This is a genomic window from Photorhabdus luminescens subsp. luminescens, assembly GCF_001083805.1.
Classification (GTDB): domain Bacteria; phylum Pseudomonadota; class Gammaproteobacteria; order Enterobacterales; family Enterobacteriaceae; genus Photorhabdus; species Photorhabdus luminescens.
The window spans coordinates 1,021,899-1,044,775 of record NZ_JXSK01000001.1; the positions used below are offsets into that span (position 1 = coordinate 1,021,899).

Annotated in this window: 21 protein-coding genes; 12 read left to right on the forward strand and 9 right to left on the reverse strand. The window is 44.9% G+C overall.

The window, feature by feature from the left end; all coding sequences use genetic code 11:
- Positions 1-2: 2 nt before the first annotated feature.
- Positions 3-1,514 (forward strand): xylulokinase, encoded by a 1,512-nt coding sequence (gene xylB, locus TI10_RS04090; RefSeq protein WP_049581935.1) that lies wholly within the window; start codon positions 3-5, stop codon positions 1,512-1,514.
- 176 nt (positions 1,515-1,690) lie between these two features.
- Here xylB and putP read toward each other — a convergent pair whose 3' ends face one another.
- Entirely contained in the window at positions 1,691-3,175 is a 1,485-nt protein-coding gene (gene putP, locus TI10_RS04095; RefSeq protein ID WP_049581936.1) for a sodium/proline symporter PutP, read from the reverse strand.
- 486 nt (positions 3,176-3,661) lie between these two features.
- On the opposite strand from putP, the gene putA reads away from it, so the two are divergent.
- On the forward strand, positions 3,662-7,642 hold the full coding sequence (gene putA / locus TI10_RS04100; protein WP_049581938.1) for a trifunctional transcriptional regulator/proline dehydrogenase/L-glutamate gamma-semialdehyde dehydrogenase: 3,981 nt from the start codon (positions 3,662-3,664) through the stop codon (positions 7,640-7,642).
- Between the two features lie 72 nt (positions 7,643-7,714).
- Here the strand turns inward: putA and TI10_RS04105 are convergent, their stop codons facing one another.
- The 4 genes from TI10_RS04105 to TI10_RS04120 all read right to left on the reverse strand — a co-directional run bounded on the left by TI10_RS04105 (position 7,715) and on the right by TI10_RS04120 (position 11,041).
- On the reverse strand, positions 7,715-8,233 hold the full coding sequence (locus TI10_RS04105) for a GNAT family N-acetyltransferase (RefSeq protein WP_049581939.1): 519 nt from the start codon (positions 8,231-8,233) through the stop codon (positions 7,715-7,717).
- 212 nt (positions 8,234-8,445) lie between these two features.
- Positions 8,446-8,958, reverse strand: coding sequence for a flagella biosynthesis regulatory protein FliZ (fliZ, locus tag TI10_RS04110; RefSeq protein WP_011146218.1), 513 nt, complete (start codon positions 8,956-8,958; stop codon positions 8,446-8,448).
- A gap of 52 nt (positions 8,959-9,010) precedes the next feature.
- Positions 9,011-9,733, reverse strand: a complete 723-nt coding sequence (locus TI10_RS04115) for an RNA polymerase sigma factor FliA (RefSeq protein ID WP_049582169.1) — start codon at positions 9,731-9,733, stop codon at positions 9,011-9,013.
- A 234-nt stretch (positions 9,734-9,967) separates the two neighbouring features.
- Positions 9,968-11,041, reverse strand: coding sequence for a flagellin FliC (locus TI10_RS04120; RefSeq protein ID WP_049581940.1), 1,074 nt, complete (start codon positions 11,039-11,041; stop codon positions 9,968-9,970).
- A 274-nt stretch (positions 11,042-11,315) separates the two neighbouring features.
- Here TI10_RS04120 and fliD point away from each other — a divergent pair, with 274 nt between their 5' ends.
- From fliD to fliT, 3 genes are read left to right on the forward strand one after another with little or no spacing between them, the layout of a single operon-like run.
- Positions 11,316-12,740 carry a flagellar filament capping protein FliD gene (fliD, locus tag TI10_RS04125; RefSeq protein WP_049581942.1) on the forward strand — a complete coding sequence of 475 codons (1,425 nt, stop codon included), beginning with the start codon at positions 11,316-11,318 and terminating at the stop codon, positions 12,738-12,740.
- Positions 12,741-12,752: 12 nt separating this feature from the next.
- On the forward strand, positions 12,753-13,163 hold the full coding sequence (gene fliS / locus TI10_RS04130) for a flagellar export chaperone FliS (RefSeq protein ID WP_036775505.1): 411 nt from the start codon (positions 12,753-12,755) through the stop codon (positions 13,161-13,163).
- The gene (gene fliT, locus TI10_RS04135; protein ID WP_049581944.1) at positions 13,163-13,537 is read left to right on the forward strand and encodes a flagella biosynthesis regulatory protein FliT; all 375 of its coding nucleotides are present in this window, start codon (positions 13,163-13,165) and stop codon (positions 13,535-13,537) included. Before fliS ends, fliT begins: the two co-directional genes overlap by 1 nt.
- Before the next feature lie 385 nt (positions 13,538-13,922).
- Here the strand turns inward: fliT and TI10_RS26775 are convergent, their stop codons facing one another.
- The 4 genes from TI10_RS26775 to fliE all read right to left on the reverse strand — a co-directional run bounded on the left by TI10_RS26775 (position 13,923) and on the right by fliE (position 15,244).
- On the reverse strand, positions 13,923-14,315 hold the full coding sequence (locus TI10_RS26775; RefSeq protein ID WP_455430404.1) for a DUF7823 domain-containing protein: 393 nt from the start codon (positions 14,313-14,315) through the stop codon (positions 13,923-13,925).
- The gene (locus tag TI10_RS04140; RefSeq protein WP_049582170.1) at positions 14,312-14,494 is read right to left on the reverse strand and encodes a PIN domain-containing protein; all 183 of its coding nucleotides are present in this window, start codon (positions 14,492-14,494) and stop codon (positions 14,312-14,314) included. Before TI10_RS04140 ends, TI10_RS26775 begins: the two co-directional genes overlap by 4 nt.
- Positions 14,494-14,739 carry a type II toxin-antitoxin system Phd/YefM family antitoxin gene (locus TI10_RS04145; protein WP_049581947.1) on the reverse strand — a complete coding sequence of 82 codons (246 nt, stop codon included), beginning with the start codon at positions 14,737-14,739 and terminating at the stop codon, positions 14,494-14,496. Before TI10_RS04145 ends, TI10_RS04140 begins: the two co-directional genes overlap by 1 nt.
- Before the next feature lie 193 nt (positions 14,740-14,932).
- Positions 14,933-15,244, reverse strand: a complete 312-nt coding sequence (gene fliE / locus TI10_RS04150; RefSeq protein WP_049581949.1) for a flagellar hook-basal body complex protein FliE — start codon at positions 15,242-15,244, stop codon at positions 14,933-14,935.
- A 284-nt stretch (positions 15,245-15,528) separates the two neighbouring features.
- Between fliE and fliF the strand changes: the two genes are divergently transcribed.
- From fliF to fliL, 7 genes are all read left to right on the forward strand, one after another.
- The gene (gene fliF / locus TI10_RS04155) at positions 15,529-17,232 is read left to right on the forward strand and encodes a flagellar basal-body MS-ring/collar protein FliF (RefSeq protein ID WP_049581950.1); all 1,704 of its coding nucleotides are present in this window, start codon (positions 15,529-15,531) and stop codon (positions 17,230-17,232) included.
- A complete protein-coding gene (fliG, locus tag TI10_RS04160) occupies positions 17,229-18,221 on the forward strand; it encodes a flagellar motor switch protein FliG (RefSeq protein ID WP_049581952.1) in 993 nt (330 codons plus the stop codon). The genes fliF and fliG overlap by 4 nt, the downstream gene beginning before the upstream one ends.
- Entirely contained in the window at positions 18,214-18,918 is a 705-nt protein-coding gene (gene fliH, locus TI10_RS04165) for a flagellar assembly protein FliH (RefSeq protein WP_049581953.1), read from the forward strand. Before fliG ends, fliH begins: the two co-directional genes overlap by 8 nt.
- A complete protein-coding gene (gene fliI, locus TI10_RS04170) occupies positions 18,918-20,282 on the forward strand; it encodes a flagellar protein export ATPase FliI (protein WP_049581955.1) in 1,365 nt (454 codons plus the stop codon). The genes fliH and fliI overlap by 1 nt, the downstream gene beginning before the upstream one ends.
- A 42-nt stretch (positions 20,283-20,324) precedes the next feature.
- Positions 20,325-20,768: a flagellar export protein FliJ gene (gene fliJ, locus TI10_RS04175; RefSeq protein ID WP_049581956.1), complete on the forward strand. Its 444-nt coding sequence runs from the start codon at positions 20,325-20,327 to the stop codon at positions 20,766-20,768.
- Complete coding sequence (locus tag TI10_RS04180; protein WP_049581957.1) at positions 20,768-22,084, forward strand: flagellar hook-length control protein FliK; 1,317 nt, start codon at positions 20,768-20,770, stop codon at positions 22,082-22,084. The genes fliJ and TI10_RS04180 overlap by 1 nt, the downstream gene beginning before the upstream one ends.
- Before the next feature lie 314 nt (positions 22,085-22,398).
- Positions 22,399-22,875: a flagellar basal body-associated protein FliL gene (gene fliL / locus TI10_RS04185; protein WP_049581958.1), complete on the forward strand. Its 477-nt coding sequence runs from the start codon at positions 22,399-22,401 to the stop codon at positions 22,873-22,875.
- The last annotated feature ends 2 nt before the right edge of the window (positions 22,876-22,877 follow it).

Genomic DNA, 22,877 nt, shown 5'->3' on the forward strand with positions numbered 1-22,877 from the left:
ACATGGCGCTCTATGCTGGTATCGATTGCGGTACACAAAGTACTAAAGTCATTATTGTGGATAGCCAAAAAGCGCATATTTTGGGTGAAGGCAGCTCTCCTCACCCAATAATTAGCGATTCAAACGGCCGTCGTGAACAGCAAGTTCACTGGTGGACAGAAGCATTAGAAAATGCCTTTGCTCAGGCGATCAAGCAAGCAGAAATTTCTGGTACAGAAATTGTCGCTCTTGCCGTATCAGGCCAACAGCACGGTTTTGTTCCTCTGGATGCAGAAGGTCATGTTTTAGCGCCGGTAAAACTCTGGTGTGACACTGAAACTGCGGTCGAAAATCAGGAAATTCTTGATGCGCTCGGTGGTACGAAAGCCGCTTTAGCACAACTCGGATTAATGCCGCAGACAGGTTATACCGCATCTAAAATTCTTTGGTTCAAAAAATATCATCCTGAGTTATGGTCAAAACTGAATGCCGTTTTATTACCTCATGATTATCTCAATTATTGGCTAACAGGCAGATTAGTTGCCGAATATGGCGATGCTTCAGGAACGGGATTACTGAATATTCGTAAACGCGAATGGGATAATCAAATTGCCCAATTAATTGATCCCGATGGCCGTCTTTGGCATGCACTGCCTGAATTGGTTTCTGCTGAGACCTGTATTGGCACAATAAGACCTGAAATAGCAAAAAGATTAGGGCTTTCACCGACAACCAAAATTGCGTCTGGCGGGGGCGATAATATGATGGCTGCAATTGGAACGGGCAATATCATTCCAGGCATCACGACCATGAGTTTAGGCACCTCTGGCACGCTATTCACTTACTCTGACAAACCGATTGTCGCTGATTCTGAAATGATCGCGGGTTTCTGTTCCTCTAATAATGGATGGCTGCCATTGATTTGCACAATGAATGTAACTTCAGCGACAACCACCATTCAAAAGCTGTTTAATATGGATATTCAGGCTTTTAATGACATATTGAACCCAAGCAAACCCGGTGCTAATGGTTTGATGATGCTACCGTTTTTTAATGGTGAACGTGTTCCGCCACTCCCCCATGCCAAAGCGAGTATCCATAACCTGGATACTAGCAATATGAATCAGCAAAATTTTATTTTGGCTGCGGTTGAAAGCGCCACATATGGGCTACGTTTTGGGATTGAATTATTTCGCAAACAAGGGATTGAAATTAATGAAATCCGTTTGACCGGCGGCGGCGCTCGCAGCAAAAAATGGCGACAAATTGTGGCTGATATCATGAATACGCCTGTTATTTGTGTCACTCATCAAGAAACCGCCGCATTGGGCGCGGCTATTCAAGCTATGTGGTGTGACTCTTTGACAGAAGAGAAAGATAAACAAGCGCAGCTCATCCATATTTGCCAACATTTTGTTCATCTTGATGAAGAAACCCGAACCGTTCCAACCTCCGAAACGGCCGCATTATATGACGTGCTTTATCAAGATTATTTATCTCTGCTTACTACTGAATATCCAGAGTTGAAGGTATGACGACATTGATCGCCGATAATTCTCCTGGTGAACTACTCTCCGGGAAAAATGATCAATAATTTTTCATGATGAAAAAAACAAACCTCGCTATTTTAAACGAGGTTTGTTAGCGGTATGGTGAAGGCATTCCACCTCCACACTTTCTTACCTTTATTTCAATTTACCTTTATTTCAACTCATTTAGTCTTGTATTGCGCCTCAGCATCAATAAAACGCTGTTGCGCGGCTCTACTCGGCGCTTGACCCAACAGACTCACAACCACGATCGCAATAGAAGCAAAGATAAAGCCAGGAATAATTTCATACAACGCAAACCACTGGTACTTCATCCACATCAATACCGTGACGGCCCCGACCAACATCCCCGCTAATGCGCCATTACGTGTCATACGTTTCCAGATAACAGAAATCAGTACAACCGGGCCGAACGCAGCACCAAATCCCGCCCAGGCATTACTGACCAGAGCCAATACTTTATTGTCCGGGTTAGTTGCTATCACCATCGCGATGATTGCCACCAACAACACCATGAAACGCCCTACCCACACCAACTCTTTCTGGCTGGCAGATTTGCGGATAAAAGGTTTATAAAGATCTTCCGTCAAAGCACTTGCACACACCAGTAACTGACAGCTCAAGGTACTCATCACCGCAGCCAAAATAGCAGACAGTAAAATGCCCGCTATCCACGGATTAAATAGAACAACCGCCAATTCCATAAAGATACGCTCACGATTGGCAGTAACTGAACCAGACAGTTCAGGATGCATTTCAAAATAGGCAATACCGAAGAAACCGACAGCAATAGTGCCTGCCAAACATAACACCATCCAAGTCATACTGATACGACGAGCCTTGCGGATAGTATGATGGGAATCTGCCGCCATAAAACGCGCCAGAATGTGTGGCTGACCAAAATAACCTAACCCCCAACCCAACAGCGAGATAATGGCAATAAAGTTCAGCCCCTTAAACATATCCATATAAGCCGGACTTTTTGCTGCTATCAGAGCCAGAGAGGTATCAATGCCCCCCACAGAGAAAATAACGATAATCGGGGTCAAGATAAGCGCAAAGATCATTAATGAAGCCTGAACCGTATCTGTCCAACTCACCGCCAGAAAGCCGCCTAAGAAAGTGTAGGCAATCGTTGCGGCTGCGCCAAGCCACATGGCTTTCTGGTAACTAATACCGAACGTACTTTCAAATAACAATCCTCCGGCAACCACGCCAGAAGCACAATAGATAGTGAAGAAAGTCAGAATAACCAGCGCGGAAATAATACGTAGGATTTTACTGCTATCGTCAAAACGACTGGTGAAATAATCCGGCAATGTCAGCGCATTATTATTGACTTCCGTCTGGATCCGCAGCCTGCCTGCCACCAATTTCCAGTTCAGGTAAGCGCCTAAAGAGAGGCCAATGGCTATCCAGCTCTCTGAAATCCCCGCGAAATAGACGACGCCAGGTAAGCCCATTAGTAACCAGCCGCTCATATCCGAAGCGCCGGCAGACAAAGCCGTTACCACGCTGCCTAATCGCCTTCCTCCCAAAATATAATCATCAAAATTCTTGGTTGAGCGATAAGCCAAAAAGCCTATCAACAACATTCCAGCAATGTAGACAATAAAGGTGATTAGCATTGGTGTATTTACTGTCATGCAAGTTCTCCATAGTGTTATCTCTGTTTTGCAAAGCCGCAGTTCTCCTGGGTATACAGAGTTTTCCCTGTCAGGTTCAGGAACGTTGCACCTGATTGCACCTAAAAATGGTCCATAATTCTAAATTGAAATAATTATTTTTGTAACCAATTAGAAAGTTACAGTGAATCCTAGATTAGCATTAGGCAATTTAACAACTAATTAACGCCGTTTTTTACAAGAAACGTCTACTGAATCACATTTATTTGATTTAAAAATTACACTTTTTAACCATTTCAGGGTTACACCCCTAATATTAGCCATAAAATATTAAACCAATGTGTATCAATCAAATAAAGTCACAAAAATAAATATATCCACCTAATTATAATAACCAGATTAATTTCACAAAAATAAAACAAGCGATTTGCATAAGGTTGCACAAAGTTGCAACATGTCAGATATTATCGTGCAACTTAGATAAACCTTACCTATTAAGGAGCAAGGATGGGTAGTACAACAATGGGCGTGAAGCTTGATGAAGCCACACGTGACCGTATTAAAGCCGCTGCGCAACGGATTGACCGCACCCCACATTGGCTGATTAAACAAGCTATTTTTAATTATCTTGAACGTCTTGAAAATGATGAACAGATCGCTGAACTCTCTGCCAATCAGGATGTTAAAGAAGAGAAGATAATCACAGAAGAAACGGTAATCGATTCTTCTCATCAACCGTTCCTCGACTTCGCAGAACATATCCTGCCTCAATCAGTAAAACGTTCCGCAATTACTGCGGCCTATCGCCTGCCAGAAACACAAGCCGTTCCCATGCTGCTACAACAGGCGCAATTGCCAGAAGATCAAGCACAAGCGACTCATAAGCTGGCTTACGGCATTGCAGAAAAATTGCGTAACCAGAAAAACAGCATCGGTCGTTCAGGTCTGGTTCAAGGGTTATTGCAGGAGTTCTCGCTTTCATCTCAGGAAGGCGTTGCGCTAATGTGTCTTGCGGAAGCCTTGCTCCGTATCCCTGATAAAGCCACTCGCGACGCGCTGATCCGCGACAAAATCAGTAACGGCAACTGGCATTCCCATCTGGGACAAAGTTCATCCATGTTTGTCAATGCAGCAACTTGGGGGCTGCTATTTACCGGCAAACTGGTTTCTACCCACAACGAGGCCAAACTCTCCACTTCGCTGAATCGCATGATCAGTAAGAGTGGCGAACCATTAGTACGTAAAGGCGTAGATATGGCAATGCGCCTGATGGGTGAGCAGTTTGTAACCGGTGAAACCATCTCTCAAGCGCTGGCAAGCGCACGTAAGCTGGAAGAAAAAGGGTTCCGTTACTCCTATGATATGCTAGGCGAAGCCGCTTTAACTGAGGAAGATGCTCAGAATTATATGGTTTCCTACCAACAAGCAATTCATGCTATCGGTAAGGCATCTAACGGCCGCGGCATTTATGAAGGCCCCGGCATTTCCATTAAGCTATCCGCTCTGCACCCGCGTTATAGCCGTGCTCAATATGAACGCGTCATGGACGAGCTATATCCACGCCTGCTTTCCCTGACATTACAAGCACGCCAATATGATGTTGGTATCAATATCGATGCCGAAGAAGCGGATCGTCTGGAAATTTCTCTCGATCTGTTGGAGAAACTCTGTTTTGAACCACAACTGGCTGGCTGGAATGGCATTGGCTTCGTTATTCAGGCTTATCAGAAGCGCTGCCCTTTTGTTATTGATGCAGTCATTGACTTAGCGCAACGTAGCCGCCATCGGTTGATGATACGACTGGTAAAAGGCGCTTACTGGGACAGCGAAATTAAACGTGCTCAAATCGATGGGCTGGAAGGTTATCCAGTTTACACCCGCAAAGTTTATACTGACGTTTCTTATCTGGCTTGTGCCCGCAAACTATTGTCAGTACCCAATCTGATTTATCCTCAGTTCGCTACCCATAACGCCCATACTTTAGCTGCTGTTTATCATATGGCGGGCCAAAACTATTATCCCGGACAATATGAATTTCAGTGCCTGCATGGCATGGGAGAACCATTGTATGAACAAGTGGTCGGGAAAATCGCTGATGGTAAATTAAACCGCCCATGCCGTATTTATGCGCCAGTAGGCACTCACGAAACATTGTTGGCTTATCTGGTTCGCCGTCTGTTAGAGAACGGCGCTAACACCTCTTTTGTCAACCGTATCGCCGATACCACATTACCACTGGATGAACTGGTTGCCGATCCGGTGAAAAAGGTTCAGAAGCTGGCCGAAACCGAAGGTCAAATTGGTCTTCCACATCCGAAAATTCCTCTGCCTCATAATCTGTATGGAAAAGATCGCGCAAACTCAGCCGGTCTGGATCTTGCCAATGAACATCGTCTGGCATCTCTTTCCAGTGCGCTATTAAGTTCTGCTACCGAAGAACAGTATAGCGAGCCGCTACTGGGCGGCAATTATCACCACCAAAGTGAATTACCGGCCGCTAAACCGGTTATTAATCCGGCGGCACCTGCGGATATTGTCGGCTATGTTCGTGAAACAACTGAACAAGAAGTCAGTCATGCGCTGGATGTCGCAACAGAAGCCGGCGCAATCTGGTTTGCGACACCGCCATCAGAACGGGCTGCTATTCTGGTTCGTGCTGCGGAATTGATGGAAAACCAGATGCAACCGCTATTAGGTATTTTGGTTCGGGAAGCCGGCAAAACCTTTAATAATGCGATTGCTGAGGTACGCGAGGCGGTCGATTTTCTCTATTACTATGCGGGACAAGTTCGCCATGATTTCGCTAATGATACTCACCGCCCACTGGGGCCGGTTGTCTGTATCAGCCCGTGGAATTTCCCATTAGCCATTTTTACCGGGCAGATAGCGGCTGCATTGGCTGCCGGTAATAGTGTATTAGCAAAACCAGCGGAACAGACCCCATTAATTGCCGCAACAGCGGTCAAAATACTGCATCAAGCAGGTGTTCCCCACGATGCATTGCAATTGTTACCTGGCCGAGGTGAAACCATTGGCTCTCTTCTGGTGGGTGATGAGAGAGTACGAGGCGTGATGTTTACTGGCTCCACTGAAGTGGCCGGTCTGTTACAACGTAACATTGCCGGACGACTTGACGCACAAGGGCGTCCAACGCCTCTAGTTGCCGAAACCGGTGGCTTAAATGCAATGATTGTCGATTCCTCCGCGCTGACAGAACAAGTTGTTATGGATGTGGTCGCTTCTGCTTTTGACAGTGCAGGTCAACGTTGCTCTGCCCTGCGTATCCTCTGTATTCAAGATGATGTGGCAGAACGTACCCTCACTATGTTGAAAGGCGCCATGTCTGAATGCCGGATGGGTAATCCTGAACGTCTTTCTACCGATATCGGCCCGGTCATTGATGCGGAAGCCAAAGCCGGCATTGATCGCCATATTCAAGCAATGCGTACCAAAGGACGCACGATTTATCAGGCGGCACAAGATAATGCGGTAGACAATCAAGAGTGGGATCAAGGCACTTTCGTTAAACCGACACTAATTGAATTGGAAAGCTTTGATGAATTAAAACAGGAGATTTTCGGCCCGGTTCTGCATGTTGTCCGTTTTAAACGTAATGAACTGGATAACTTGCTGGATCAGATTAATAACTCTAACTACGGTCTGACTCTGGGCGTCCATACCCGTATTGATGAAACGATTGCACAAGTCACAGCTAAAGCGAAAGTCGGTAATCTGTATGTTAACCGCAATATGGTAGGCGCTGTAGTCGGCGTGCAACCGTTCGGTGGTGAAGGCTTGTCCGGTACCGGACCGAAAGCAGGCGGCCCACTCTATTTGTACCGTCTGCTCTCTTGCCGTCCTCAAAATGCGATCAACCAAACGTTGGAACGTCAGGATGTTGAATATCCACTGGATGCAAATGCTCGTTCATCGCTGATGGCTCCCTTTGATGCATTAACAGAATGGGCAGCCAATCAGCACAACGAAGAGCTAAATCAGTTAGTTCAGCAATATAAATTGCTGGCACAAGGTGGTACCACCCGTCTGTTACCGGGGCCGACAGGCGAACGCAATACTTATACCTTGTTACCTCGTGGTCAAGTGCTGTGTCTGGCGGATAATCAACAGGATACGTTGATCCAACTGGCAGCAACATTATCTGTGGGCTGTCAGTTGCTCTGGCAAAATGATGAACTACATCAGCAACTGTTTCGTCAATTGCCAGATAGCGTCCGTAAATCAATCCATTTGGTTCAAGACTGGCAGAGCGAAGATACGGCATTCGAAGCGGTTATCTACCACGGCGACTCTGATCAACTGCGTCAAGTTTGCGAACAAGTCGCTCAACGTAAAGGCGTTATCATTTCCGTACAAGGTTTTGCCCGTGGAGAAACTAATCTGCTGTTAGAACGTTTGCTACATGAACGCTCATTGAGCATTAATACAGCGGCGGCGGGGGGTAATGCCAGTTTGATGACTATCGGTTAATTTCGGCTGTAGCTAAGGGGAACACATTAAAAATATGTTCCCCTTAGATTAGAAATCAACCTCAGAACTCTATTAATTCCCATCAGATATTCCTTTAGTCATATAGTATTCATCTATCAGTTCACCATTTATAAATAGTGAGCCAGTTCTGATGCCGGAAAAAATAAAACCTGATGATAAATATAGCTTTATTGCCAATGTATTTTTTATTGCAACGGTTAACTCAAGTCTGCTAATTCCATTTTTCCGTGACCAATCTTGCGCTTTGTCGAGTAGAGTTCTCGCTATCCCTTTGTTTCTATATTCTTTTTTTACTCCAAGAGCAATAGAACCCAAATGCCTGTTCCTATTGAACACTCCTCTAGATATCACAATAAATCCAACAACGTTTTTGTTATCTTCACATATTAACATTTGCCTGTCTTTGCCAAATCCTTCTATTATATCTGCCTGTCCTTCAACACTTGTTTTTCTTTCTCCCGGCTCAAGCAACATAAATTCCGATGTATTATCCAAATCATTAAGAAAAACAATGAGATTGTTTGCATCTTCTACGTTAACTTCTCTAAAAACAAAGATTTCTTTTTCCATAGCGAATACCATATTAATGAAATAGGCATATACAATAATAGCGCCTTAGTTGGCGATTAAACTGGGTTAATGAGGAAATGAGTCGCATGATTATTCATCATGCAAGAAACAAACCTAGTTGTTTTTAACGAAGTTTGTCAACGAGCTAAGGGGAACACATTAAAATGCGTTCCCCCAAAATTAATCATCTCTTTGCTGTTTATATTTCCAGCTTAGTGACCGCCCTGCTGCCAGCTCAAATACTGTTCATACTTGCGCAAAGCAATGTTGTAGTTACTGAATGCCGACTGTGACAGCTTTTCACTCAATTTTTCTTGAATTTTCTCTGTTGTGAACTCTTTTACAGGGTAATTGCTTGAAGTGAGCAATTCATCCAAACGTCGTAAACGAACCACATACTCACGAACAGTACTATGACTCATTTCAGTCTGCTCAAACAGATACTGTTTGAACGACATGATGTCAAAATAATCTGTCTCGCTATTGCAATAAATCTCACTGCAAAAACGACATAACGCGACAAATTTATCTTGCAGCTCATCCCAGGTCTTGTCATCAATCAACTCCGTCATCTCGGAGATAGACTCTTTGTTGATCACTTGGCCATTAAAAACCAAAGAGATACGGTCAAGAGCTTTGTGACAATGCAAGCAATGAGTTTGACTATGTTTGTAGTCTTTAATGTAACGGCTGAGCGGCCGTTTCTTTTGTGTTGTAACAGACATAAGAGATAAGCCCTGTGTGTAGTCTTAAACAAAAAACAAATAAGCAAAAAAGTTACTTTTCCGGATTTAAGCGTGCCCGCAAGCGTTTAATCGCTTGGCTGTGTAGCTGACTTATACGGGACTCCCCGACTTCAAGTACTGCGCCAATCTCTTTCAGATTAAGTTCTTCCTGATAATACAGCGTCAGAACCATTTTTTCTCGCTCAGGTAACGAATCGATAGCCTCAATTACCCGTTGACGAATGTCACTCTCCAGCAATTGTTGTAAGGGATTAGTTTCATGCCCTTCTTCAATGACAGGTTCACAGCTTTCACCATGCATTTCATGCCATTCGTCATACGAAAACAACTGACTGTTATTCGTATCTAACAGTATCTGCCGATATTCTACCAGATCAATCTTTAATTCTTTAGCAACTTCCTGCTCACTGGCTGGACGGCCTAAGTCTTGCTCAAGTTTTCGGATGATTTGCGTCACTTCGCGCGCATTACGGCGCACGCTACGCGGAGCCCAATCGCGGCTCCTTAACTCATCCAACATTGCACCTCTGATGCGTTGTACCGCATAAGTGGTAAACGCGGTTCCCTGTAAGGAATCAAAACGTTCCACCGCATTTAGTAAGCCGATTCCCCCGGCCTGAAGTAGATCATCCAGCTCCACACACGCGGGTAACCTAACTTGTAGCCTTAACGCTTCATGGCGAACTAATGGTACGTAGCGCTTCCAGAGGCTGTTTTTGTCCATCACGCCTTCGGCGGTATACAAATCGCTCACAACAACAGACACCTTTGGAAAAAGAGACTAACCCTCATTATCCAATCCCCTAACAAGGGCAATCGTTTGAACAATGTAGTAAAAACGCTTCTTTTTCACCTATGCGAAATTTATTGTCTGCCTAATAGTATCACAAATTTTAGGCTGTTCCTGATAAACTCCTAAAAAAGAAGGACCGGCGAGCCGATCCTTGATTTGTTTGGATTTTTATGTGAATCAGGTTCACATATTGCCTTAGCCGCGCAGCAGAGACAATACGTTATTAGGAATTTGGTTAGCCTGAGCCAGAACCGCAGTACCTGCCTGTTGCAGAATTTGACCACGGCTCATGTTAGACACTTCGGTCGCATAGTCAGCATCTTCGATACGGCTACGAGCAGCGCTCAGGTTGTTAACCGTGTTGTTCAGGTTGTTAACGGTAGATTCCAGACGGTTCTGGATAGCACCCAGAGAACTGCGCAGGCTGTCAACTTTTGCCAGAGCATTGTCCAAAGTTTCTAGAGGCTTTTCTGATGCTTTAGCTGTGACTTCATTACCTGCGGTTAATTTACCACTAGTCTTATCAATCTTAGCGTCGAAATATTTTACTTTACCATCTGCGTCAGTACCTTTGACAACATAGTTGTCAGGATCAACTGAACCATCATCCTTAACAGCTTTATAAACTTCTACACTTTTCAGGTCTTTAACTTTAACATCAGCAGTGTGATCGATATTTTTCTTCGCACCACCTTTACCATCGTCAACCTGTGCAACTGCTTCGCCGTGTGGAACTGCCGCAGAAACAGTGAATTTACCCAGTCCCAGAATATTGCTGTCAATTTTTTCCAGATTAATTTTGATAACTTCGTTATCGTTAGCACCGACCTGAATGGTCATTTCGTTCTTTTCACTTAGAACATGAACACCGTTAAATTGAGTCTGTTTAGAAATACGATCAATTTCCTTTAAACGCTCAGTAACTTCTTCCTGGATAGATTTGGTATCACTCGCAGAGTTGGTTTCGTTTTTCGCCTGAACAGCCAGTTCACGAATACGTTGTAAGTTGGTGTTAATTTCGTTCAGAGCGCCTTCGGTAGTCTGTGCAATAGAGATACCGTCATTAGCGTTACGTGCTGCCTGAGTCAAACCTCTAACATTTGCAGTGAAACGGTTAGCGATCGCTTGACCAGCCGCGTCATCCTTGGCACTGTTGATACGCAGACCAGAAGACAGACGCTCGATAGCGTTACCCAAAGTACCCTGGGATTTGGTCAGGTTATTCTGAGTCAGCAGGGACAGGCTGTTGGTGTTGATGACTTGTGCCATAATTAGAGTTCCTTTTTAAAATCAAGTCGATATATAAGTTTGGGTTTTACCCACGGTGTTCACCACCGCCAACAGTTTTATCGGCGCTCCTCAAAGAACCTTTAATTTTTCTTGAAAAAACTTTTTCTTTTTTATCACTTTTCCCTGATAAGCCAAACAGCGTCGGTTCTTCACGACTATTCTTACCATAGAAAAATTATTTTTATTAGTAAACTTTTCTAAAAACTTACCGATAACCGGTTCAATAAAGCTTTACTAATAAAGGAGTCAATAAATGGCTAGCATTTCTTCATTAGGCGCCGGGTCGGGGATGGATCTTGGTTCTATATTGGATAAACTTCAGGCAGCAGAACAAAAGCGTTTAGTCCCTCTGGCAGAACAGCAAACCAGTTATAAAGGTAAGCTAACGGCTTTTGGCACATTAAAAAGCAGTTTGGAAAAGTTGGAAACCGCGTCTGAATCCCTGAAAAAGTTCGATAAACTTAATACAACCACTGCCAGCGAAAAACATGACGCATTCACTGCCAGTACTGATTCTAAAGCCAGCCCAGGCAGCTACAGTATTGAAGTTAAGCAATTGGCGCAGGCACAATCATTACAGACAGAAAAAGTCAGTAATATCAAAGAGTATATGGGCGAATCTTTGGGTGAAGGTAAAACCCGGACAATCACCATTACTCAACCTGGCGAAAAAAAGCCGATGAAAATCGAGCTGACAGACGGACAAACATCCATGATTGAGATCAAGGATGCAATTAATAAACAGGAAGGTAATGTCAGCGCCAGTATTCTTAAGGCCAAAGATGGCGAAAACTATTTAGTGCTGACGGCTAAAAAAGCTGGCACTGAATCCGTGATGACCATCAAAGTTGAAGGTGATAACAAACTTAGCCAATTTTTAGACTATACGCCGGGTGCAACAAGTAAACTAACTGAAACAGTCGAAGCTAAAAATGCACTCTTAACCGTTAATAAAATCCCAATTGAGCGTCAGACAAATCATATTACCGATGCGCCCGAAGGCGTTATGCTGGATCTGAAAAAAACGACCGAGGATAAAGACAAATCTAGGGAACATAAGCCAGAAATACTGGTCATATCCCGTGATATTGAGCCGATGAAAGAGGCGATTAAAAACTGGGTTGATGCTTATAATGAATTGCAAACGACGTTTGATTCGCTGACCAAATATAAGCCAGTAAAACAGGGTGAAGAACCGTCGAAAGATAATGGCGCTTTATTAGGTGACAGCACATTACGCGGAATACAGAACCAGCTAAGAAGCCAAATTTTCAGCTCTCAAAAAGTCAATGATATTCCAACCCTGAATAAACTGGGCATTAAACAAAAGTTTGACGGCAAACTGGAAATTGATAACGAAAAACTGGAAAAAAATCTAAAAGAAAAACCGGCTAATGTGAAAGCCTTCTTTATGGGTGACGGTAAAGAAACGGGTTTTGCCACTCAGACACATAAGCTATTAAAAGATGCTCTGGATAGCCATGAAGGTACCTTAGTTACCGCGACTAATGGCATTAACAAGCGTCTAAAAACCCTTGAGAAACAAGTAGACAGGACGAAAGACAATATTAACGCAACAATTGAACGTTATAAACGCCAATTTTCACAACTGGATAAAATGGTCTCTTCCTTGGGAAAAACCGGTAACTTCCTATCACAGCTACAGACAATAAGATAATTAAAGGAAATTATGTATCAACGTTCGGCAAGTCAATTATATGCCCAGATAGATGTGGAGAGCGAAATTATGAACGCCTCCCCCTATCAGTTGATTCAGATTTTGTTCAACGGGGCGCTTAGCGCCCTACGTCGAGCAATTATTCTGATGGAACAAGGTAATATCGCGGAAAAAGGCGCAGCTATTTCCAAAGCGATCAATATCATCGATAATGGCCTCAAGCAGGGGTTAGATAATGAAAAAGGTGGAGAGCTGGCACACAATCTCGCTTCCCTTTACGACTATATGACCCAACGTTTACTCCACGCTAATTTACGCAATGATGAGCCAGCCATTACCGAAGTAATAAAATTACTCACCGAGATTTCAGACGCTTGGCGGCAAATTGGCCCTCATTACAACGCCAGTCAGGATATTGTTTAATGGATAATGAAATGGATCTCTTGTCAGCTTACCAACGGATCCTAAGTTTAAGTGAGCAAATGCTTAGTTTAGCTAAAAATGAAAAATGGGATGAACTTGTTGATATGGAAATCACCTACCTCAAAGCAGTAGAAGTGATCAGCCATTCTTCAATATCATCGACTGTTTCTCTTTCGTTACAGCAGAAAATGACCAATATTTTGCAAATAATTTTAGATAATGAAAATGAGATTAAAAAACTACTACAGCAAAGACTTGATGAATTAAGTAAACTCATCAAACAAGCAAGCCAACAGCAATTATTAAATGATAGCTACGGCCAATTCCCTGTTGAACCTTATCATACTCTTATGAATTCTACGGAACAAAAGTAATCGAGAAATAAAGGTGATGTACTCTCATCACCATTATTTACCCGTTTTGTGAGCTTGGTTTAGGATGTCTTTAAAACCTTGTAGTATTCCGATCTACAAATCAGGATTGCCCTTCATCTTCATATTCCCCCCCATCACGACCAATAGGCATTAATGAGCTGTTATATGTAGCCCTGTGATTTAAGTTGATTGTGAAAAATAAAAAGACCACGCCGGAGCGCAGCCTTGAATAATCTAGCAATACAAAAATTCCAGATATTTAGTTGTAAACTCTAAGTTTACTACTGATATATACGAAGAATCCCCCCAGTTGCCCGTCTTTTAACCAGAACTCTGACTAAGATACAGAGCATTTGCCAAGGTTGAAAAAAATCAGCTATATAAATTAATCATGCCAATTACAGTAAAAACGGAAGGTTTTATCTATTTGTTTTAACAGATCACCTATTTTCTCAGCTTCACTACTTTTATATTGTGGAGAATAATAAACTGACTCTTTTATACGATGCCCAAGATGGTATTTGACTCCATCCACTATAATTGTTAGTTTTTTATTTGTAACACTTGTCAGATGGTCTTTGTATATAGATAATTCGGTCAAATTTATATCTAATGTATGCCCAAAAATAAGATCTTCGCTTTCTTTCCAATAAAAACCACTAACAGTTTCATTCCCATTGCTTATATTGTTTTCAATCGTAACTAAATTTTTATTACTATGATCCCCCCATTCTTTATCTGATAGCGTTAGTAATCTTTTAGAGACCGCGCTTATTATGGTGGGACGGAAAAATCAGGCTTGTTCAGATTCCTTTTAATGACCACCTCCCATATTGACGCTGCACTAAAACAAAGGGTTTTGCCGGTATCTTCCAAAAGATCAACAACATCACTTCTCAGTTTTTCCGGTTCATATGCCATAAACAGCAAGATATTAGTATCTAACAGCAATTCCATTAAAAATATTTTCCTTCGAACATATGAACAATTTCGGCACTGTTCATATCGTCAAAATTGGCGGGAACACTACCTTTGCCTTTGAGGAAACCTAATTTGCGCTTAGGCTTCTCTTCTCTGTATGCGACGACTTTAACCAGTGCATGACCATTCTTGGCGATCACTACTAATTCTCCAGTGCGAACAACTTCCTGAACAATTTTGGACAGGTTAGTCTTCGCATCGTAGATGTTAATCTTTTCCATAACATCACCTCTACCTCTTGATGTATACACTTTAAATAAATAAGGTTTCATAATTCCGCTACACGTGGTTTTCTTCAACCCGTTGTTATACATAGGATTGTTAGTAGATAAGGTGTAGCACCATTTTGGAAAGTTATTTATATTTGTTTTTATTGGTCTGGTCAATTTGGTTAGACCAATTTATGGAGCACTATCACACCGGCATATTCATAATCTCCTGATAAGAAGCCACCAGCTTATTTCTTACCTGGACGCCCATTTGCAAAGCGATACTGGATTTCTGCATCTCCACCATCACATCATTCAATTCAACACCGGGTACACCTAGTGTAAAATCCTGAGTTTGTTTTGTAGCATTCAAACGTGTTTGATTAATTTTACCAACAGCCGCCATCAGTTGACTGGCGAATCCACTCTGCAATGGTATTGGTTTTGCGATACTTGCTGCCTGTGACGCCTGAACTTGCATCAGTTGCAGCACGCCTTCAATTGCCTGAATTGACATAAAAACCTCGTGTTAAACCACTCTATAACCTACTCAATTCAATGCCATATTAACCCAAGGTATATACGGCATATTTTTAGACTGCCACCCTAACATAGCCCTCTCGATCTAAAGCGGGTAATTAAAGTAAAAAGTCTGGGCTTATTGTGCCATTAAAAGATGAGTGAACAGCGAATAATGACAAAACTGAAAATAGGAAGAATTTTTTCGCTTGCGTATGGGGAGTCTGTTTTGTTACGCCACGCTTTTAGTATTCATGTTGAACAGCAAGGCAAGGATCGTCTATGAGTGCCGCAACAACTGACGTTGAAAATCAAACTAAAGGTTTCAGTGCTATCATTAACCAGATAAAAGCTGATCCTAAAGTGCCATTATTAGTTGCCGGCAGCGCAGCCGTTGCGATTGTCATTGCCCTTTTCCTGTGGTTACGCAGCCCCGATTATCGGGTGCTTTACAGTAATCTAAGCGATAAAGATGGCGGCGATATTGTCACCCAATTAACCCAATTAAATATCCCTTACCGTTTTGCCGAAAATGGCGCTGCTATCATGATCCCTGCCGAACAGGTGCATGAGACACGGCTAAGATTGGCGCAACAAGGGTTGCCTAAGGGCGGAGCTGCTGGATTCGAACTACTCGATAAAGAAAAGTTTGGGATCAGCCAATTTAGTGAGCAAGTTAACTACCAAAGGGCATTGGAAGGTGAACTGTCACGTACCATTGAATCTTTAGGGCCGGTGCAAAATGCCCGTGTTCACCTTGCACTCCCCAAACCCTCGCTGTTTGTCCGTGAACAGAAATCGCCCTCAGCTTCCGTGACCGTTGGATTACTGCAAGGCCGCACTCTGGATGAAGGCCAGATAAACGCCATTGTTCATATGGTTTCCAGTAGCGTCGCTGGCTTACCACCGGGCAATGTCACCATCGTTGATCAAACCGGACGCCTGTTGACCCAAGCCGATGCTACTGGACGCGATCTAAATACCAGCCAACTGAAATACATTCAGGAAGTGGAAAATCGTTTCCAGCATCGTATCGAAGCGATTCTATCCCCAGTTGTCGGTCGTGGTAACGTTCACGCACAAGTGACAGCACAGGTGGATTTTTCACGCCGTGAAGAGACAGCGGAAGAATATAAACCTAACCAACCTCCTAATCAGGCTGCGGTTCGCTCAAAACAGTTGAGTGAAAGCGAACAGAGCGGCGGGCCTATGGTTGGCGGTATTCCCGGCGCGCTTTCCAATCAACCGAGCCCGCCGCCGAGTGCGCCGATTGATAAACCAAATACCAAAGAGAACAATAAAAACGACAAGAGCGATAAGAAAGCCTCATCCGCTGGTAACAGTAACGAGCGCGTGGTGAACAATAATCGCAATAACCGCCGTGACGAAACCACAAACTATGAAGTGGACCGGACTATTCGCCATGTGCAACAGCAAGCCGGCGGTGTTGAACGCTTATCTGTCGCCGTTGTCGTCAATTATGTCACGGTGGAAGGCAAAAATGGCCCGGAAACTCAGGCATTAACACCTGAGCAATTGGCAAAAATAGAATCGCTGACCAGAGAAGCGATGGGCTTTTCTAAAGAGCGTGGCGACAGCTTGAATGTGGTTAACACGCCATTTACGGAAAGCAAAGAAAATATCGAAGTTATTCCTGTCTGGCAGAATCCGGTTCTGTTGGAAAAAGCCTTTGATTTTGGCCGTTACCTGCTATTGATTCTGGTGGCATGGCTGCTGTGGCGCAAAATGGTGGTTCCTCAACTTGCCAAAAAACGCGCTGCGGAAAAAGCCGCCCTTGAAGCACAGAAAGTTCAGAAAAAACAAATGACTGAATCGAGTGCGGAAATGGATGAAAAAACACGCCAGAGACTGACGCGTCAACGAGTCAGTGCTGAAATTCAAAGCCAACGCATCCGCGAACTGGCAGAAAAAGATCCTCGCGTAGTGGCGCTGGTGATCCGTCAATGGATGAGTAACGAACAATGAGCCTGAACGGAACAGAAAAAAGCGCCGTCATGTTAATGACCCTGGGAGAAGATCAGGCGGCCGAGGTGTTTAAACACCTGAACTCCAGGGAAGTCCAGCAACTCAGTATCACAATGGCGGGTATGCGCCAAGTTTCTAACCAGCAACTGGTGGATGTATTGGCAGAGTTTGAAGAAGATGCCGGCCAGTATGCAGCACTGAGTATCAACGCCAGTGACTATTTGCGTTCGGTGCTAATTAAAGCGCTAGGTGAAGAACGTGCTTCCAGTCTGCTTGAGGATATTCTCGAATCCCGTGAAACCACTACCGGTATTGAGACCCTCAACTTTATGGAACCTCAAATGGCAGCCGATATGATCCGTGACGAGCATCCACAGATTATCGCCACCATTCTGGTCCACTTAAATCGCGGGCAAGCAGCCGATATCCTTGCTCTGTTTGATGACAAATTACGCAACGACATCATGCTACGTATTGCGACTTTTGGCGGCGTACAGCCGGCGGCACTGGCTGAACTCACAGAAGTGCTCAATAACCTGTTAGACGGCCAGAATCTCAAACGTAGCAAAATGGGCGGCATTCGTACCGCGGCTGAAATTATCAACCTGATGAAAAGTCAGCAAGAAGAGAATGTTATCGAAGCCATGCGCGCCTACGATAACGAGCTGGCACAAAAAATCATCGATGAAATGTTCCTGTTCGAAAACCTTATCGATGTGGATGACCGCAGTATCCAACGCCTGTTGCAAGAAATCACCACTGACTCCCTGCTCATTGCACTGAAAGGCTGCAACCAGCAACTGCGCGATCATTTCCTCAACAATATGTCTCAACGTGCCGCAGAGATTATGCGCGATGACCTGGCAAACCGTGGTCCGGTACGTATGTCGCAAGTGGAAAGCGAACAGAAAGCGATTCTGCTTATTGTTCGTCGTCTGGCGGAAAGCGGCGAGATTATTCTGAATGGCGGCGACGATAGCTATGTCTGATAAGTTAAACAATGCTGACTGGCAACCCTGGAAACCAAACGAACTGACACAGTGGGAAAAACTACGGGCCAAACCAGAGCCCGTTGATGACTCACAGGAAGACTTGGAGCGTAATGAAATCCTTGAACAGGCGGCAATGCTGGATAACCTGAAAGAGCAGGCACGGCAGGCAGGCCATGAACAGGGATTTAGCGAAGGTCAAGCGCAAGGTTATGAAAAAGGCTACCAAGTCGGCTTAGAATCCGGTTTGGAACAGGGGTTACAAGAAGCTATTCAGCAACAGCAACCTATCACAGAGCAGTGGCAAAATCTGCTGGCCGATTTCCAACATTCACTGGAAGGACTTGACACGATCATTGCATCCCGCTTGATGCAACTGTCACTGACCGCTGCAAAACAGATCTTAGGTCAAGCTGCGATTTGTGATGGCACTGCCCTACTCAATCAAATCCGCGAATTTATTCAACAGGAGCCGATGTTGAGTGGTAAACCTCAATTACGGGTTCATCCACGAGATATGCCAATGGTTGAACAACAATTAGGCAACACGCTCTCGTTACACGGCTGGCGCTTACTGGCAGACAACAAACTGCATCCTGGCGGCTGCAAAATCAGTGCAGATGAAGGCGATTTAGATGCCAGTCTGGCAACCCGCTGGCATGAACTATGCCGACTAGCCGCACCGGGGGAATTGTAATGACAGCAAGACTCGGGCGCTGGCTGGCGACACTGGATGCTTTTGAGCAGAAACTAGCGAAAACCTCGCCAGTGCGTCGTTATGGACGTCTGACCAGAGCGACCGGACTGGTGATGGAAGCAACGGGTTTACATCTGCCTCTGGGGGCAACCTGCCTGATTGAGCGACAAAATGGCAGCAATATTGAAGAAGTTGAAAGTGAAGTTGTCGGTTTTAATGGCGAAAAACTTCTCCTCATGCCACTTGAAGATCTGGAAGGGATTGTCCCCGGCGCCCGTGTATACGCCCGCCCGTACAGTGAAGATTGCGGCAGCGGGCGTCAGTTACCGCTTGGCCCGGAACTGTTAGGCCGGGTTTTGGATGGCGCTGGTCGTCCACTGGATGGTTTTCCTTCGCCAGATACCGGCTATCGTGCGCCACTCGCCACACCGCCGATCAATCCTCTGCAACGTACGCCAATCAGTGACGTACTGGATGTCGGTGTACGAGCGATTAATGCCCTACTGACCGTAGGTCGCGGGCAACGTATGGGATTGTTTGCCGGCTCCGGGGTCGGTAAAAGTGTCCTGCTTGGCATGATGGCCCGTTATACTCAGGCTGATGTGATTGTCGTTGGCTTGATTGGTGAACGCGGCCGAGAAGTTAAAGACTTTATTGAAAACATCCTTGGCGCCGCCGGTTTAGCACGCTCAGTGGTTGTCGCCGCGCCAGCCGATATCTCGCCTCTGTTACGTATGCAAGGCGCTTCCTACGCCACCCGTATCGCTGAAGATTTTCGTGATCGGGGTAAACATGTATTGCTGATTATGGATTCATTGACCCGCTACAGTATGGCGCAACGTGAAATTGCCCTGGCAATTGGCGAACCGCCGGCAACCAAAGGTTATCCGCCTTCGGTTTTCGCCAAACTGCCGGCGCTGGTGGAACGTGCAGGGAATGGAGTCAACGGCGGCGGCTCAATTACCGCATTCTACACCGTACTCACCGAAGGTGATGATCAACAAGACCCGATAGCCGATGCGGCCCGCGCAATTCTAGATGGCCACATCGTCCTCTCCCGTTCGCTGGCAGAATCAGGGCATTACCCGGCAATTGATATTGAAGCCTCGATCAGCCGCGCGATGACCTCTCTCATTGATAAGCCGCACTACCGGCGGGTACAGCAGTTCAAACAACTACTCGCGAGCTATCAGCGTAACCGTGATCTGATTAACGTCGGTGCTTATGCGGCAGGCAGTGATCCGCTATTGGACAAAGCCATTGAACTCTATCCCTACATGGCGCAATTTCTACAGCAAGACATTGAAGAGCGTAGTGAATATGAGGCGGCCTGCATTCAATTACAACAGTTGTTACCTACGTAACGTAACGATTTTCTGGGTGTTGCCATTAAAGCGAGGAATAAGATGCAGCAACAATCACCTCTCATGACCTTGCGTGACCTTGCACAAAATGCAGTGGAAAAAGCCGCCACTCACCTGGCGCAAGTTCGTCAGAACCATCAGCAAATGGAGCAACAACTCGCAACGTTGATGGGCTATCAGGATGAATACCGGGAACGCCTGAATGACACACTAAGTCATGGTATGCCATGCACCACTTGGCAAAACTATCAGCAATTCATGAAAACACTGGAAAAAGCGATTGAACAGCACAAATTGCAACTCAATCAATGGCAACAGCGGCTTGATACGGCTTTATCACAGTGGCGGGAAAAACAACAGCGCCTCAATGCTTTCGATACCTTGCAACAACGGGCAGATAACAACCGAAGATTACATCAGAACAGAACGGAGCAGAAACAGATGGATGAGTATGCTCAACGTAGCGCACAACGGAGAAATAAATAATGAATCTCACTCTTTTGCCTGCCGACCTGAAACCGACAGAAAACCAACCCACTCGCAGTGATTCACTCACCGATGCCGATCAGACTTCGGATTTTGCTCAGTTTCTTAATCTGGAAACCGAACTAGCACAAAAAGGTGCGGTTAAATCAGGAAAAGTATCATCCAAAAAAGAAGAAAAAGAAATTACAGATGATACAGACAACGGTTTGTCGCCACTATTATCTACTTCAACTGAATTATCTATCTCAAATAAATTATCTATCCCAAATGAAATGCCGATGGAGTCTATTACCTCCTCGCTGATTCCTCTTGATGTAAAAACAGATGCAAACAAACAACCAGTTCCTGTTGATGAAAAGCTCATGTCAGCAGAAGAGCTGGCGGCAAGTTTACCCATACAATTATCCGGGTTAGCTATCAAATCAGAAAACCAGAAAAGTGGCCTCCAACCTGACGGGCTCACCAAGCATAATGATAAAAACCGTCAAATTAACGCTAAAGAGTTAGTCTCTACGGGATTATCGACTGAGGAGAATCCTCTGACAGAGATTGCAGAACAGCCAGAACAAACAGAAGAAAAAGCAGAAGTTCTTTTTAAAACCAAACCGGAAAACGGACTTGGGCAAAATTCTTCGGTAAAACCCAAGATTGCTGCCGCAACCCTCCAGCATGAAACGGCCACTCAGCCTCATCCGCGTGCATCAGTACTGATTCAGACCACCGCTCAAGCTGAGATCCAACACGCGCCGACCGCCACTGAAAATCAACAAATCGGGCAAATCTCCTCTGTAACAACCTCTCCCGTGCTCTCCGCAGGGCACAATCAGACAGCCCAGTTTCAGTTATCCAGTGCTTCTACCCCCTTACTGAATGCCCTGTTGGGTAGTGAAGAGTGGCAACAACAATTAAACCAGCAAATTATTTTATTCAACCGCAACGGCCTGCAACAAGCAGAGTTACGCCTGCATCCACAAGAGCTAGGCGCATTGCAAATCCGTATGTCCGTTGAAGATAATCAAGCGCAATTACATCTGGCATCGGCTCACAACCATGTCCGGGCGGCACTGGAAGCCGCATTACCCGGGCTTCGCCACGCACTGGCAGAAAGCGGTATTCAACTGACCCAAAGCAGTGTCAGCAGTGACAACGCTAGTCCGTGGCAACAAGAACAACGCTCTGATTCACAACATTCAGGCGGAACCGCAAGTCACAATGCTGATACCACCTCAGAAAACCATTCCGCTCCTGAATCCACAGTACGTTTAACCCCTGATCAACTGGCATCGGCTCGAGGAGGTGTGGATATTTTCGCCTGATGATGGAAGGTATATACCCTATGGATTTCAAGATGCATCGCGACGGCAAGGGAGAGAATCCCCGGGAGCATAGCAAACTATGTGACCCGAGTGACCAGGGTGAGCGAGCGCAGCCAACAAAGAGGCAACTTGAAAGATAACGGGTATAAACAAGACTCACAACAAACGAACGAGTTAGTAGTTTTTTCCCCGTTTGTTCCAGCTATTGCCTACGGAAATACGCGGGATAATGATCATCGATATTGATGGATAAGTCAGTCCACCACGGAACGCGTGGACATTTATCCGCAACAAAAACAGGAATTTGTCTGTCCATGTCTGACTATAGCTACGAGCGTAAACGCAAAAATCCATTTGGGATGATACTGTTAGTACTGATTGCCGTTATCGGCGCCGCCATCGGGGGATACAGTTGGTGGGCGCTTAAACAGGCAAAAGAGAGTGACTCTACAGCATCCAAGGCCATAGAAACCCCGGTCTTTATGACTCTGGAGCCTTTTACCGTCAACCTGATCGACAATGAAGATCACTTTGACCGAGTGCTCTACATTGGCGTGACTTTACGTTTAGCCGATGAAAAAACTCGCCAGCGCTTCCACGAGTATCTGCCGGAAGTTCGTAGTCGTATGTTATTGCTACTATCACGCCAGAAATCAGCCGATCTGGCGCATGATAGCGGTAAATTGCGTCTGATGGACGACATCAAGCAAACACTTCGCCCAACCTTGGTGCCCGGTGAGCCGGATCAGGTCATCACCGATGTGCTGTTTACCACGTTTATTCTGCGATAATC

Excerpts from the sequence above, each read along its gene's own strand:
- TI10_RS04145 (WP_049581947.1), bottom strand. The coding sequence starts at position 14,739 with ATGGAAAAGATTAACATCTACGATGCGAAGACTAACCTGTCCAAAATT.
- TI10_RS04120 (WP_049581940.1), bottom strand. The coding sequence starts at position 11,041 with ATGGCACAAGTCATCAACACCAACAGCCTGTCCCTGCTGACTCAGAAT.
- fliJ (WP_049581956.1), top strand. The coding sequence starts at position 20,325 with ATGCAGCAACAATCACCTCTCATGACCTTGCGTGACCTTGCACAAAAT.
- TI10_RS04180 (WP_049581957.1), top strand. The coding sequence starts at position 20,768 with ATGAATCTCACTCTTTTGCCTGCCGACCTGAAACCGACAGAAAACCAA.
- fliT (WP_049581944.1), top strand. The coding sequence starts at position 13,163 with ATGGATAATGAAATGGATCTCTTGTCAGCTTACCAACGGATCCTAAGT.
- fliF (WP_049581950.1), top strand. The coding sequence starts at position 15,529 with ATGAGTGCCGCAACAACTGACGTTGAAAATCAAACTAAAGGTTTCAGT.
- putA (WP_049581938.1), top strand. The coding sequence starts at position 3,662 with ATGGGTAGTACAACAATGGGCGTGAAGCTTGATGAAGCCACACGTGAC.
- TI10_RS04140 (WP_049582170.1), bottom strand. The coding sequence starts at position 14,494 with ATGGAATTGCTGTTAGATACTAATATCTTGCTGTTTATGGCATATGAA.
- fliH (WP_049581953.1), top strand. The coding sequence starts at position 18,214 with ATGTCTGATAAGTTAAACAATGCTGACTGGCAACCCTGGAAACCAAAC.
- fliZ (WP_011146218.1), bottom strand. The coding sequence starts at position 8,958 with ATGTCTGTTACAACACAAAAGAAACGGCCGCTCAGCCGTTACATTAAA.
- fliI (WP_049581955.1), top strand. The coding sequence starts at position 18,918 with ATGACAGCAAGACTCGGGCGCTGGCTGGCGACACTGGATGCTTTTGAG.
- fliL (WP_049581958.1), top strand. The coding sequence starts at position 22,399 with ATGTCTGACTATAGCTACGAGCGTAAACGCAAAAATCCATTTGGGATG.
- fliE (WP_049581949.1), bottom strand. The coding sequence starts at position 15,244 with ATGTCAATTCAGGCAATTGAAGGCGTGCTGCAACTGATGCAAGTTCAG.
- fliG (WP_049581952.1), top strand. The coding sequence starts at position 17,229 with ATGAGCCTGAACGGAACAGAAAAAAGCGCCGTCATGTTAATGACCCTG.
- fliS (WP_036775505.1), top strand. The coding sequence starts at position 12,753 with ATGTATCAACGTTCGGCAAGTCAATTATATGCCCAGATAGATGTGGAG.
- TI10_RS04105 (WP_049581939.1), bottom strand. The coding sequence starts at position 8,233 with ATGGAAAAAGAAATCTTTGTTTTTAGAGAAGTTAACGTAGAAGATGCA.
- fliD (WP_049581942.1), top strand. The coding sequence starts at position 11,316 with ATGGCTAGCATTTCTTCATTAGGCGCCGGGTCGGGGATGGATCTTGGT.
- xylB (WP_049581935.1), top strand. The coding sequence starts at position 3 with ATGGCGCTCTATGCTGGTATCGATTGCGGTACACAAAGTACTAAAGTC.
- putP (WP_049581936.1), bottom strand. The coding sequence starts at position 3,175 with ATGACAGTAAATACACCAATGCTAATCACCTTTATTGTCTACATTGCT.